General features: G+C 68.3%; 10 protein-coding genes, 1 tRNA gene and 1 other RNA gene. 7 read left to right on the top strand and 5 right to left on the bottom strand.

The window, feature by feature from the left end; all coding sequences use genetic code 11:
- The first annotated feature begins 313 nt into the window (after window positions 1–313).
- The 3 genes from ABD188_RS17105 to ABD188_RS17095 all read left to right on the top strand — a co-directional run bounded on the left by ABD188_RS17105 (window position 314) and on the right by ABD188_RS17095 (window position 3491).
- Window positions 314–1171, top strand: coding sequence for a hypothetical protein (locus ABD188_RS17105; RefSeq protein ID WP_344065087.1), 858 nt, complete (start codon window positions 314–316; stop codon window positions 1169–1171).
- 451 nt (window positions 1172–1622) lie between these two features.
- Entirely contained in the window at window positions 1623–2162 is a 540-nt protein-coding gene (locus ABD188_RS17100) for a nitroreductase family deazaflavin-dependent oxidoreductase (RefSeq protein WP_344065084.1), read from the top strand.
- Window positions 2163–2534: 372 nt separating this feature from the next.
- On the top strand, window positions 2535–3491 hold the full coding sequence (locus tag ABD188_RS17095) for an oxygenase MpaB family protein (RefSeq protein WP_344065081.1): 957 nt from the start codon (window positions 2535–2537) through the stop codon (window positions 3489–3491).
- A 297-nt stretch (window positions 3492–3788) separates the two neighbouring features.
- On the opposite strand, the gene ABD188_RS17090 is transcribed toward ABD188_RS17095, so the two are convergent.
- From ABD188_RS17090 to ABD188_RS17075, 4 genes are all read right to left on the bottom strand, one after another.
- Window positions 3789–3873: transfer RNA gene (locus ABD188_RS17090), tRNA-Ser, on the bottom strand.
- A gap of 64 nt (window positions 3874–3937) precedes the next feature.
- Window positions 3938–6214 (bottom strand): transglutaminase TgpA family protein, encoded by a 2277-nt coding sequence (locus ABD188_RS17085; RefSeq protein WP_344065079.1) that lies wholly within the window; start codon window positions 6212–6214, stop codon window positions 3938–3940.
- Entirely contained in the window at window positions 6201–7448 is a 1248-nt protein-coding gene (locus ABD188_RS17080) for a DUF58 domain-containing protein (protein WP_344065076.1), read from the bottom strand. Before ABD188_RS17080 ends, ABD188_RS17085 begins: the two co-directional genes overlap by 14 nt.
- Before the next feature lie 7 nt (window positions 7449–7455).
- Entirely contained in the window at window positions 7456–8424 is a 969-nt protein-coding gene (locus ABD188_RS17075) for an AAA family ATPase (protein WP_344067195.1), read from the bottom strand.
- Window positions 8425–8698: 274 nt separating this feature from the next.
- Between ABD188_RS17075 and ABD188_RS17070 the strand changes: the two genes are divergently transcribed.
- The 3 genes from ABD188_RS17070 (at window position 8699) to ffs (ending at window position 10912) form a co-directional block, all read left to right on the top strand.
- Complete coding sequence (locus tag ABD188_RS17070) at window positions 8699–9154, top strand: LpqB family beta-propeller domain-containing protein (protein ID WP_344065074.1); 456 nt, start codon at window positions 8699–8701, stop codon at window positions 9152–9154.
- Window positions 9154–10779: a DUF5671 domain-containing protein gene (locus ABD188_RS17065; protein ID WP_344065072.1), complete on the top strand. Its 1626-nt coding sequence runs from the start codon at window positions 9154–9156 to the stop codon at window positions 10777–10779. The genes ABD188_RS17070 and ABD188_RS17065 overlap by 1 nt, the downstream gene beginning before the upstream one ends.
- Window positions 10780–10815: 36 nt before the next feature.
- An RNA gene (ffs, locus tag ABD188_RS17060) (signal recognition particle sRNA small type) lies at window positions 10816–10912 on the top strand.
- A gap of 21 nt (window positions 10913–10933) precedes the next feature.
- On the opposite strand, the gene ABD188_RS17055 is transcribed toward ffs, so the two are convergent.
- Window positions 10934–11635, bottom strand: coding sequence for an NUDIX domain-containing protein (locus ABD188_RS17055; RefSeq protein WP_344065069.1), 702 nt, complete (start codon window positions 11633–11635; stop codon window positions 10934–10936).
- Between the two features lie 35 nt (window positions 11636–11670).
- Between ABD188_RS17055 and pta the strand changes: the two genes are divergently transcribed.
- Window positions 11671–13815, top strand: a complete 2145-nt coding sequence (pta, locus tag ABD188_RS17050; protein ID WP_344065067.1) for a phosphate acetyltransferase — start codon at window positions 11671–11673, stop codon at window positions 13813–13815.
- Window positions 13816–13966: the final 151 nt, after the last annotated feature.

Here is a 13966-nt window from a genome sequence, read left to right as displayed (position 1 = left end):
CAGACCGTCACCTGGACGGACGAGTTCGACACGGACGGCGACGGCGTCGATTCCCGCACCTCCGGGACGACCAAGCGCTCAGACCCGCACGGCACCTACGCCAGGCGTGCACTGCCCTCTGGGGATCGCATCGCATGCTCCCACGCCCGCCGCGACCGACCTTCAGCGGGCATTGCCCACCAAGGGACCGATGATCGAGGCCCCGCGCGAGATCAGGGGGGGTCAGGGTTGGGCTTGGACAGGGGCAATGGTGTTCATGTGCATGCCGGCTGTATTGTCGCGCCAGGACATAACGAGTCAATGAGGTAGCCGGATGCTATTGACGGTGGTGTGCTGCGTCCTTCTCGCTGCGGGAATCTTCCTCGCCGTCGTCTGGAACGGCGAGCGGCTGACTCCACCTGATGCTCCGATGGCGCGAGCCAGTCCGGGTGACTCCCGGATCGGTCGCCACCTCGCCGGTTTGCGCCTTTACCTCTGGTGGGCAGCTCTGTTCACCGTCATGGGCACCGCATCAGGCGCGCTGGTCACCGGCGCCGGCGGTCGACTCGCGATGCGTATCCTCGCACTCACATCGCCCGGCGCGCGATACCGGATCACGGAGGCGGGTGCGACGATCGGTGCGATCACCCTGGAGGGGACGTTCAGTCTTCTCGTGTTCGGCGCATTACCCGCTGCATTCGCTTCGGCCGCGCTCTACCTTCTCGTTGAACCGTGGCTCCCTGCTGGGCGCGCCGCCGGCCCCGTGTTCGGAGTGGTGCTGCTAGTGACAGTGTCCCCATTCATCGAACCGCTCCGTGCCGACAACATCGACTTCGCAATCGTCGGCCCAGGTTGGCTCTCAGTGCTCCTCTTCTCCGCGCTGGCCATTCTCCAAGGTGCGCTGCTTGCCGCGATCGCGGGGCGGCTGAGTCGTGCCCTGCCACTGATGTCAGCAAGCAACCTCCGAAAGACGTTGCCACCCCTGCTGCCCGCCGTCCTCCTGTTTCCGGTCGGCGCACTACTCGCGCCCGGATTGCTGGTGACGTTCGTCTTTCCCAAGCTTCTGCCGTGGTTCCTGGCAATTCGGGCCTCGCGTCGCGGGGTCGTCGTCGGACGCACCCTGTTGGCGATCGCAGTGGTGCTGGCGACCCCTAGTTTCATCAGCGCAATCTCATCCATCTGGAGCCGATGAGGCCCCCTGCCCGAGGACCAGAGTCGATCCCTGCACCTCAGAGCCGAGGTCCCTCTGCAGGTCGCCGGCTGCCCGCCGTCCAGCGGATTAGGCCATCCGATTCGAACCCGCACGATGAACCACCCCGCTTGAGGGCGGTCCCTGGCGGGGTTTCGGTTGCCCGCTTCAGTACCCTCGCTTCCCAGCGGGCTGTGGGACGAAACGCGAGTCGCCGCCCTCCTCGCAAGCCACGACCACGTGATCGTGTCAGGCACGGTCGAGAATCAAGGGAGGTTCTACGAGGCGTTCGATCACATCGTCCTGCTCTCCGCTCCCACCGAGGTGCTCATGAGACGCGTCTCCGAACGCACGAACAATCCCTACGGCGGCTCCGTCGACCAGCAAGCGGAGGTTCGCCGGTACATCGAACAGGTGGAGCCCCTGCTCCGCGCCGGAGCGACCATTGAGGTCGATGGACGACGCCCAGTCATCGACCTTGCAGATCGAGCGCTCAACGACCCGCTGGCGACAGACTTGGCCTTGCTGCCCGGGGCTCGGCCATCAGCGTTGTGCAGGAAAAGTCTCACGTATCGCGCGGAATGTCTGCAGCAGCGAGATTGCTTCAACAGGTGTGAACAACGACGTCAGCGCGGCCCTGCACCGAAGTCAGCTCATCGACTTGACGACGACCGGTCGCCGTAGCGGGCTACCGCGCCGCATTGAGATCTTCCTGCACGAAGAGGACGGCGTGCTGTTCATCACCGGGATGCCGCGTCGAGACCGAACAAGGGACTGGATACGAAACATCACCGCAGACCCCAACGTCATCGTGCATTTGAAGAAGGGCATCGAGGCCGACGTTCCTGCCACGGCGCGGATAATCACCGATCCCCGCGAAGCGCGGCCGCTCATCGAGGCCGCCGCACGCCGATGGCGCAGAGACGATGTCGACGACATGATCGCGCACAGTCCGCTCATCGTGCTGACTGCGGCTACCGCGCGCGCCGCCTGACGGCATCCCGGTTCACCGGCCGCGGTTCCCGCGCGAAGGAAGACAGCCTCCCTGAGCCCGAAGAACAGTGGGAAGGCGAATTCCAGAGTGATGGCGAACGTTTTGCGGGATGAGGGCGATCGCCACGACGACGATCCAGGAGGCACCGACTCTCGCAACCACCTTGTCGAACGTCCGAGTCGGTCGACAGACTGGCGGCATCACGCGAGGAGTGCGCAATGGCCGATGACAGCATCCCGACCGGACCGCACGTGATCAAGCCGCGCACTCTCCAGACCTGAGCTCTGGGCCGTCGAGAACAACGAACGCTGAGCGACCGGTTTCCGACCGCTTGTCGCGCTTGCTCCCACTGGACCGTGGCACGCTTGAGCAGTGACCCGACTTCCTTTACGCGCGCGACTGCTTACGGCGCTTGCGGGTGATCCGGATGGCACGCCCTCATGGGTGCGAGCTTTGGCTGAGGGTGACGATGAGGGCTTCTTCGCTGACGGCGGCGCGGTCTGGACGGTTCACGCCGGCACGGCGACGTTCGTCGCCGGGATACGGGCTCTCCTCATCCAGGCTCTGCACCCGGGTGCGATGGCAGGCGTCCATGACTTCTCGCGCTATCGGGAGGACCCTATCGGACGCCTCACGGGGACGGTGCGCTGGGTCATCTGCGTCACGTACGGGTCAACCCAGCAAGCACACGCTGAGACGGCCCGCGTGGGTCGCCTTCATCAGAGGGTTGCCGGCACATACTCGACGGATACCGGACCCCGCACGTACTCGGCGTCGGACGCGTCGCTTCTGGAATGGGTCCACCTTGCCTTTACGGAGGCGTTCCTCGGCGCCCACCAGCGCTGGGGCGGCCCGATCCCGGGCGGCGCCGACGCGTACGTGCGCGAGTGGGCACAGGCGGGTCGACTGATGCGAGTACCGAGTCCGCCCGAGACCGAGGCCGATCTGAGGTCGCGGATGGATGCGTACCTCGACCGCGGTGAGCTCCGGAACGACGCGCGCGTCACCGAGGTCGTGCAGTACCTCCGCGACGTCCCCTTCACCGGATCGATGCGACTCGCTTACCGCGTGCTGTTCGCCGCTGCCGTCGCGAGCCTCCCCCGGCAATACCGCAAGCTGCTCGGTCTACGACGAACCCCCCTTCCCGTCGTCACCGCGACTCGAATCGTGCTCGCCATCTCGTCCCGGGCCCTCGCATCGGGTCCACGCGCCCAAGACTTCGCCCGCCAGCGACACTATCGACTGCAGCACGGGGTGAAGGCCGCACCCGTGACGAAGCGGGAGCCGGCGACCCCAACCGCAGTGGACGACAGATCGCGGCAGCGCTAGAAACGCTGACGCTTTACGTCCCGACCTTCATCGCAGTGAGGGAACTCGCGACACCCGCTCCCGCGAGCACGGTGCTCCGCGGTCGGAGGCGGCGACTGACTCGGACAGATCGTCCGGACGCGGGCGTCTGACGACCCTGAAGCGGCCGTCACGATGCTTTGCAGATCCACTGCAAACAACGGCATCCGGCTGCAAAACGCACTCAAAACGCCTGTGACGGACGCCAACTGTGCAACGAACTGTGCCACGGGCTCAGAATTGGGTCAGAAGCCCTTGAAAACACTGGGACCACAGGGGCGGAGGATAGGGGATTCGAACCCCTGAGAGCTTTCACTCAACACGCTTTCCAAGCGTGCGCCATAGGCCACTAGGCGAATCCTCCTGGGGGCCCCGGAGGGCCGCAGACCATCCTACCTTGCAGTCGAACGGGGGTTGAACGGTGCTCGCTACCGCAGTCTGACCTTCGCAGCGCCGGCGGCGTAGACGCTTCCGGGACGCACGATGAGCGAGCGAGGTGCCACCAGGGCGAGGATCTGGCGCGCCCGCGGCGCGCCGCTCATGAGCGACGCCCGCACGGCGAACGCGGAATCCGTCACTCCCTCCGATCCGAGGAAGTCGCGGGACCGAGTCGGTGCATAGCTCGCGCGCTCGATCGCGATCAGGAGTCCGTTCATCTCGTCCGGTGGCACGCCGTACTCGTCGACGAGGCGGTAGGCGAACGCACGAGGTGTTTCGCTCGCGGGAACCGGAATGGCGAGGTCGATCGCGGCATCCTGCACGATCGTCCACGCCGAGGCGGCGTCGCCCCCGCGGGCCGCCGCGGCCAACTGCCGGTTTCGGACGCCGCGAGCGAGGGCGGGCATCGCGAGAAGGAGCAGGATGCCGAGCACGATGCTGATGCCGGGCAGCGGGTTGACGCTGCCGATCGTCGGGCCCGAAGCCTGATCGTCGCGCGGGTTGTTGGGGTCGTTCGGATCGAGCGGTCCGGTGCTGGTCGGCTGGGGAGTCGCGCCGGGGGTCGCGCCCGGCGTCGCCCCTTCCGGGGCCGACGCGGCCGGTGAGAACACGGTCGGCACCCCAAGACCGGCGGTGGGCTCGAAGGGCACCCACCCCAGGTTCTCGAAGTACACCTCGGGCCATGCGTGAAGCAGCTGACTCGACACCGAGTACACCGGCTGTTCGTCGACCACGTCGCCGTTGGTCGTGCCCGGCAGGTAGCCGACCACGATGCGCGACGGCATATTCAGTGTGCGGGCCATGAGCGCGAACGCCGACGCGAAGTGCACGCAGTATCCCTCGCGCTGCTCGAGGAACTGTGCGACGGCCTCGGCGCCGCTGCCGTCGAATCCGTCCTCGACGGGCGCATCGAGGGAGTAGTTGAAGGCACCACCGCGGAACCACCGCTGCAGGGCTATCAGCCGGTCGTAGTCATTCGTCGCGTCGGCGGTGACTTCCACGGCGAGCTCACCGATGATCGGAGGCATGTCGTCGGGAAGGTTCATCGTCTCGTCGAGCGGATCGGGCGTGCGCGCATCCATGCCGCGAATCTGCTCGAGCGTCGGCCGGGGCTGGTTGGTCAGGATCTCGTACGACTGTCCCTGGGTCGAGCCGGACTGCGACACGATCGTGCGGTTGTAGGGAACGGCGGCCCAGCGGCCGTCGAGCCCCGTCACCTCGACAGCGGGGAACGACACCGGCGCCCAGCGCGAGGCGAGATTCGTCACCTCGACGGTGGTGGTGTACTCGTTGACCCGGATGTCGTCCGCCACCGTCACAGGTCCGAGCCCCTGACCTGAGTCCAGCGGCACGGTGCGGACGCGATCGGGCTCCCACACGGCGCCGTCGAACCGCGAGAGGGTTGTGGCGCGCAGGTACGGAGCGCTGGATGCGCTGGTTCGCACGCGCAGTACCTCGACCTGGGCGGGCCGGCGCAGATCGTCGCCGAGCTGAAGGGTTGCGTCGATCCCGCTGCCGGGCCCGAAGCCGCCCGCCGGCACTGCCGGCGCAGGCAGGAGCGGGGTGGCGACGACCGCCACGATGATGGCTACCGCGCCGATGCCGAGTGCCGTCGCCGGCACGCCGGCGGAGCGTTCCGCGACGCGTTCGAGCGGCTTCTCGCGGGAGCGGGTCTCGACGCGAAGCAGAGCGAGGATCGCGACGGCGAGGTAGACGAACGCGGGCACATCCACTTCGTGGGGCACCGCGATCGACGGGATGAGCGACACCGACACGATGCCGATGGCGGCGAGGAGCGGCATCCGCGCCGTCACCACGACGTGGTCGACGATGATCGCGAGCAGCCCCATGGAGCCCACGATCAGGAACGACAGAGCCTTCGTCTCATCCAGCGGTGCGGCACCGAGCACGATCTGCGACATCGCGCGCTCGAACAGCAACGGCACGGCGCGCACGGTCTCAGGAGTCGGGATGACCCACAGCAGCGCAGTGCTGCCCAGGAACACGGCGGTCATGAACGCCGCCCACACACCTGCTTCGATGAGGCTCACGGCGACGGCGGGCAAACGGAACCGGCGCGCGATGTATCCCGCGACGAGCACGAGGGTGGCCAGCAGCACGGCACCAGCCAGCCATGCGCCGGGCCTGGCGACGCGAATCACCGGCACCAGCGCCGCCACGAGCGCGGCGAGCAGGGCGACAGTCAGCGCCAATTCGCCGCCCCGGCGCGTGGGGCGGTCTGCCGAGACGGTATCAGCCGAAAGCATGGCTCATCCCTCGTCCGACCGCGCCCGCCCACGCGACGGCGAGATCCGCGTCCGGATCGATGACTCCGACCCGCCAGCCGATGTCGGCGGCCCGGTCAAGCGCATCGCCGACGGGAGCGACGGCGAACAGCATAGGCAGGCTGCTGTGGTGCGCGACGGGGGCGATCAGCTCGACATCCGCCGGGTCGAAGCGCCCGACGATGAGGACGATTGGACCGGTCGTCACCCCCGCGAACATCCGCGTGAGTCGGCCGAGACTGTCGTCCCGACGCGCTGTGATCGTGGCGAACTGCGCGAGCAGGATGTCGACCTCTGCCATGTCGCTGCCGTCGATGCGCTCGGCGAGAACCGTGCCGTCGGTATCGAGCACCTCGACCGCATAACCGTCGTGCACGAGTCGCGCGACCGCCGAAACGCACGTGACGACGGCCGTCTCGAATCCCGGATCGGCGCCAGGCGCGAACATCGCCTCGGTGGACCAGCGCAGGACGCCCCGATCGATGACGACGCTCGCCTCCGGCGTCGATTCCTGCTCCTCTTGCCGGACCATGAGCGAATCGCGGTGAGCGGTCGCGCGCCAATGGATGCGGCGCATCGAGTCGCCGGGCACGTATGTCCGGGCGACGAGGTTGTCGGCGCCCTGGCCGAGCTGGTTCGTGGTGGTGTGCAGCGTGCCGCCGGCAGCACCTGCGTAATCGGTGAGGGGTGGCAGGTCGACGGTGGCCGGCGCTACGGTCACCTGGGTCTTCTGGCCGAAGACGTTGCTGCGCCGAGCGAGCCCGAACGGGTCTGTCGAGCGCACCATCAGCGGGCCGATGGGGTGCACGCCTCGCTTCATGCCGCGAACCGTATATGACAGGTCGACGACGCGGTCACTGCCCCGCAGCCCTGATCCGAGCGCAGGAAAGACACCTTCGGCCTTACCCGAGAGGCCCTTGGGAATCGTGTCGAGCCATGTTCCGGGCGGGGTGGGCACGGCGGTTCGCACGCCGACCCGCACGCTGACGAGTGCCTCCTGACCGACGGTCGCGACATCCGGGACCAGCGACCGTGTCACGACATCCGACCGGCGCGCCAGGTACAGCGATGCGATGCTCGCGCCGAGCACCGCGAGCAGCAGGATGCCGAAGTAGACGAGTTCGTGCACACCTGTCTCGCCGGCCACGACGAAGCATGTGAGGCCGAGGATGAGCGCGCCGGTGCCACGAACGGTGAGGGGCCACAGACGTCTCATCGTGGGCTCATTGCCTGGGGGCGATCGGCACCCGGACGCTTGCGGCTATGCGGTGCAGGATCGAAGTGATCGCGTCGGTCGTGCCTCGCGCTCGCGCTCCACCCGCAGAGCGCGTCGGGATCAGCCGGTGCGCGAACACCGGCGCGAGGAGCGCGGCGATGTCGTCCGGGATGACGAAGCCCCGGCCGTCGAGAGCCGCCCACACCTTCGCCGCGCGTACCAGCTGAAGGGTCGCGCGGGGGCTCGCACCGAGGCGGAGGTCGGAGTGCGTGCGCGTCGCGTGCGAGAGCGCCACCGCGTAGTCCTCGATCGGGGGTGCGACGTGCACGGCGCGCGACCACGCGACGAGTTCCGTCACCTGCTCGGATGTGACGACGGGCACGAGGTCTTCCAGCGGATTGGCGGTGTCGCGCTGACGCAGCATCAGCGCTTCGGAGCGATTGTCGGGGTAGCCCATCGAGATGCGCATCATGAAGCGATCGCGCTGCGCTTCGGGGAGGGCGTAGGTGCCCTCCATCTCGAGGGGGTTCTGCGTCGCGACGACGAGGAACGGCTCGGGCAGCGGGTGCGTCTGACCGTCCACCGTCACCTGGCCCTCCTCCATCGCCTCGAGGAGCGCCGACTGGGTCTTGGGTGAGGAGCGGTTGATCTCGTCGGCGATCACGATGTTCGCGAAGATCGCGCCCTGCTTGAACTCGAACTCGCGATCGACCGGGTTGAAGACGCTCACGCCGGTCACGTCGCCGGGGAGCAGATCGGGCGTGAACTGGATGCGGCGGACCGTGGCGTCGACGGATGCCGCGAGCGCGCGGGCCAGCATGGTCTTGCCGACCCCCGGAACGTCCTCGATCAGAAGGTGCCCCTCTGCGAGGAATGTCACGAGGGCGCTTCGCACCGCCTCCGGCTTGCCGTCGATGACTCTGCCCACCGACGCCAGGATGGCGTCGGTCACCCGTTCGAACTTCTCGGCGGTCATCGGGCCGCTGGCGTCGGCCTCGAGTGCCTGCGAAGCGGGCGTATCGAGACCATCCGTCATCGCGGTATCGACCACTGCGACCTCCTCATACCGCCCCCTCGGGCGGGTAGCGGGCGAGTGCGGGCTCCCTCGCCCCCACCTGTCGATCGTAACAACGCAGGCGAGCGTTGGGGTCTGGGAGAACACTGACGATCCCGGAGCCCGATGTCAGCGCGATATCAGCGATCACGCGTGTCGGCGACGGTTTCGACGACCGGCAATCCAAGATGTCTGCATGAGCGATGACGCCCGACGACCCCGTTGGGCGCTCGTCTTCCTGCTCGCTGCCGTCGGCGTGGTCGTGGTGATCGCGCTCGTCGCCGTGTTCACCCGCGGAGCTCCGACGCAGTACGCGGCGGATACGCCGGAAGGCGTCGTGCAGCGCTACTCGCAGGCGGTCGTCGACGACGACACCGCGGCGGCGCTCGAGTACGTCGTGCCCGAGATCGCGGACTCGTGCGAGGAGTCCGGGATCGGCACCGACGACTACCGCGTGACGCTGCTGAAGACCACCGAGCGCGACGACACCGCGCGCGTAGGCGTCCTGGTCACCACGGTCTACGGATCGGGGCCGCTGGGATCCAGCGAGTACGAGAGCGAAGAGTCCTTCGATCTGGTCAAGTCCGGCGACTCCTGGCTCATCGACCGCGCGCCGTGGCAGCTCGCCGTCTGCTACGAGCTGGGGGAGTGATGTCGGCGGCCCCCGCACGCGCCTCCGGCGGAGCGGGCACCGTCATCCGACGGATCATCCTGTTCTCAATCCTCTACGCGCTCGTCGTCGTCGCGGCGATCGGACTGAGCGGCCTCATCGAGCGCGTGATCGGCGCGCCGAGCGTCATCGTCGGCGACGACTCGGGCCTGGCCCGGTCGCTGGCCTTCACCTTCATCGGCGTGCCGCTCGCCGGGGTCCTCTGGTGGTGGCAGCGTCGCCGGCTCGCCGATCCGGGGGAGCGGGCCTCGCTCGTCTGGGCGCTGTACCTCACCGCGATGTCGCTGACGTCGCTCATCGTCGCGACGGTCTCGATCGCGTCGGCGGCCAACGCGGGCATCGACGGCGAGTGGCGGCCGGGCGAGCTCGCGGCGGGCACCGTCTGGGCGGGGGTCTGGCTCTGGCACCGCCACATGCGCCTGAGCGCCGCGACTGCTCCCACCCGCCTCGCCGAGCTGCCCGTCGAGCTGGGAGCGCTGTACGGACTCATCGCCGGCGCAACAGGAGCGATCGCCGCGGTCGCCTCCCTCATCTCCGAGGCGCTCGTCGACGTCGGCGCACAGCTCGTGGCATCGCAGGACTGGTACGTCCCGGTGCTGCAAGGAATCGTGTGGTGCCTCATCGGAGGGCTGGTGTGGTGGTGGCACTGGTTCCGCGACCATGGGCGCACCGCATCCGGAGCCTTCGCCGGAGTGCTGCTGGTCATCGTGATCGGCGCGGCGACGGCGACGACGCTGTTCTCGATCGGAACCGCGCTGTTCGTGCTCCTTCGTGTGCTGTTCGACTCGGACCCCATCGGCGAGGTGCTCAGCCCGCTGGATGTCGCGATTGCTGCGACGCTCATCGGCGCCATCGTGTGGATCTACCACGCACAGGAGCTCGCCACGCGGTCGGAGAGGACGCGCAGGGCGGCGCGACTCGTGATCTCGGCGATCGCCCTCATCGGCGCGGCGAGCGGGTTCGGTGTGATCGTCAACGCCCTGCTGGCGACGCTGGGTCCGACGCTCGTGGACGACGATCCGCGCACCCTGCTGCTCGGCGGAATCAGCGCGCTCGTGGTGAGCGGACCCGCCTGGTGGCTCGCGTGGCGTCCCGATCGACCGACATCGGCGGATGCGGCAGACCAGCCTCGCCGTGTCTATCTCGTCGCGGTGTTCGGGGCAAGCGCGGTCGTGGCGCTCGTGACGCTGCTCATCATCGGCTTCCGGGTGTTCGAATTCGCGCTCGACGTCGGCGAAGGCGGCGGCCTGGTCGAACGCATCCGCGCACCGCTCGGACTGCTGAGCGCCACCGTCCTCGTCTTCGGGTACCACTTCGCGGTGTGGCGTCACGATCGCGCACTCGCTCCGGCCGCCCCTACGGCGCCGCGACGCGAGATCGGGCGCGTCATCCTGGTGACGGCGGGCGAACCCGGCGACGGGCCCGCGCGGATTCGCGAGACCACCGGAGCGGCCGTCACCGTCTGGGCGGCAGCGGATGCCGAGGCGCGCCTCGACGACGAGGGGTTGACCGGACTGCTCGAGTCACTGACCGACGTCACCGCACCTCGGGTGCTCGTCATCGCCCAGCCGGGCGGGGGAGCGAGCGTCGTGCCGCTGGCCGATTGACGGATCGAAGCACGCGCGAGTCCGGGTTAGACTGGGCTCAGCTCTCCGCGAGGCGGCATCCAGGCCAATTCCCCCAGGACGGAAACGTAGCAAGGGTAACCGGGCTCTGCCGGGTTCGCGGAGAGTCTTTTCATGCCCCGGCGCTTCGAAACGCTCAGCGACCGTCATCCCACGGCTGTGCACGACCCGTCGAGAACGGTCCGTCGAGCACCGCCCACTGCAGCAGCATGATGGTCTTCGCATCCTGGATGCGACCATCGCGGATCCACGCGTTGGCCTCCTCGATGCCGAGCTCGACGAGCTCGATGTCTTCGCCCTCGTCGAGCAGTCCAGCGCGATCGTGCTCGCGCACCGAGCCGTCGTACGGCGCGGCGAAGAAGTGCACGCGCTCGGTCACCGATCCGGGGCTCATGTACACGTCGTACACGTGCTCGACCTCGCCGATCTCGAGCCCGGTCTCCTCAGCGGCCTCACGGCGGATCGCGGTCACGGGGTCGTCGTCGTCGAGCAGACCCGCCGGCGTCTCGACGAGCATTCCGTCCGGGTGGTCGTTGACGTACACGGGGTAGCGGAACTGCCGCGTGAGCAGGACGGTGCGCCGGTGGGGGTCGTACAGCAGGACGGTCGCGCCGTTGCCCCGGTCGTATGTCTCGCGCTGCTGGGTGGATGTGGTGCCCGCGGCATCCGTGTACTCGAACGTCGTTCTGCGCAGCACGTGCCACGCGGTCGCGAGCAGCTCGACATCCGTCACCTTCACGTCAGGATTCCGGTCGAGATCACGTCCCGTCCGGTCGAGTGCGGTGCGCCCGCGGTGGTCGGGAACGTCGATGCCCGGGGTGGGTGGCGATGGCGGCATGGTCGCGAGCATACCCAGGCCCATAGGCTGAACCCGTGGCGCAGAGCATCTTCATCACGTCGGCAGAAGGTCACTCGGGCAAATCCACGGTCGCACTGGGCGTCCTGGACGCCTTGAGCCACGCAACCCCGCGCGTCGGAGTGTTCCGCGCCATCGCCCGCTCCACCGTCGAACCCGACTACGTGCTCGAGATGCTGCTCGGCCACGACGGCGTCGACCTGCCGTACGACGAGTGCATCGGGGTCACGTACGACGACGTGCGGAACGATCCGGATGCCGCGCTCGCGACGATCGTGGAGCGCTACAAGGCGGTCGAGGGCCAGTGCGACGCGGTCGTGATCCTGGGCAGTGACTACACGGATGTCGGCAGCCCGGCCGAGCTCGCCTACAACGCCCGCATCGCCGCCAACCTCGGTGCACCCGTGCTCCTGGTGCTCGGCGGACGCGCGGCCCAGGGCCAGCCCGAGCAGCTCGGCGCCACCATCCCTCGCACCCCCGCCGAGATGGGTCAGATCGCATCGCTCGCCCTCGCCGAACTCGCGCACGGTCGCGCGGGCCTGCTCGCCGTCGTGGCCAACCGCGCCGACCCCGACCAGCTCGCCGAGATCGTCGCATCCCTCGAAGGGGTCATCTCCGGCTCGCCGCTCTCGGCCGGAGCCGACCGCTCGGTGCCCGTGTGGGCACTCCCCGAAGACCGGTTCCTCGTCGCGCCGTCGGTGCGCGGGGTGATGCGGTCGGTCGAGGGCCGGCTCGTGAAGGGCGACCCCGACCTGCTGCTGCGCGAAGTGCTCGGCGTCGTCGTCGCCGGCATGTCGATGGTCAACGTCCTGCCCCGGCTGACCGAGAGCGCGATCGTCGTCATCCCCGCCGACCGCACGGAAGTGCTGCTGGCTACGCTGCTCGCCAACACATCGGGCACCTTCCCCTCGCTCGCGGGGATCGTGCTGAACGGACCGTTCCCGCTGCCGGACGAGATCGACCGCCTGATCGACGGGCTCGGGTCGTCGCTGCCGATCATCGCGACCGACCTCGGCACCTACGAGACCACCGTGCGCATCATGAACACGCGCGGGCGCCTCGCGGCGGACTCGCAGCGGCGCTACGACACCGCGCTCGCGAACTTCGAGCGCTTCGTCGACACCGAGGAGCTCGCGCGCCTGCTGGGGCTCGCGCGCTCGACGGTCGTCACTCCGCTCATGTTCGAGTACGAGTTGATGGATCGCGCGCGCTCGAATCGCCGCCGGATCGTCTTGCCCGAAGGCGATGACGACCGGGTGCTTCGGGCGGCGGCGACCGTCCTCAAGCGCGGTATCGCCGACCTCGTGATCCTTGGCGAGCCGTTCGAGGTCCGCGCCCGCGCGATCGAGCTCGGCATCGACATCCAGGCCGCAGAGGTGCTCTCGCCCTTCGACCCGGTGCACGTGCAGCGCTTCGCGGACGAGTATGAGCGCCTCCGGGCGCACAAGGGGGTCACGCACTCGCAGGCGGCCGACACGGTGACGGATGTCTCGTACTTCGGCACCCTCATGGTCCACCTCGGCTTGGCCGACGGCATGGTGTCGGGCGCCGCCCACACGACGGCTCACACGATCCGCCCGGCGTTCGAGATCATCAAGACCAAGCCAGGAGTGTCGGTGGTGTCGTCAGTGTTCCTCATGGAGCTCGCCGACCGGGTGCTGGTCTACGGCGACTGCGCCGTCATCCCCGACCCGACATCCGACCAGCTCGCCGATATCGCGATCTCGTCGGCCGCGACGGCCGTCCAGTTCGGAATCGACCCGCGCGTTGCGATGCTCTCGTACTCGACGGGCGAGTCGGGGTCGGGCGCCGAGGTCGAGAAGGTGCGGTCGGCGACCGCGCTGGTGCGCGAACGAGCGCCCGAGCTGCTGGTCGAGGGACCCATCCAGTACGACGCGGCCGCGGATGCCGCGGTCGCAGCCGCGAAGATGCCTGGTTCGTCGGTGGCCGGTCGGGCGACCGTGTTCATATTCCCCGACCTCAACACGGGCAACAACACGTACAAGGCGGTGCAGCGCTCGGCGGGAGCCGTGGCGATCGGGCCGGTGCTGCAGGGTCTCAACAGGCCGATCAACGACCTTTCGCGCGGAGCACTCGTGGACGACATCGTGAACACCATCGCGATCACCGCGATCCAGGCGCAGGGAGAGACCCCAGCATGAGGCACCGCAACCCCACCGCCCAGCAGCATGTCCCGATTTCACCCGCTTTGCTCTCTCCGATGCGGGGGAAAGTGGGACATGCTGCCGGGGAGCGGGATCACCGGAGCCGCTCGGCGAACCAGCATGTCCCGATTTCACCCGCTGTCGGCTC

The organism is Microbacterium pumilum, from assembly GCF_039530225.1.
Classification (GTDB): Bacteria; Actinomycetota; Actinomycetes; order Actinomycetales; family Microbacteriaceae; genus Microbacterium; species Microbacterium pumilum.
This window is presented reverse-complemented; position numbering and strand designations above follow the sequence as displayed.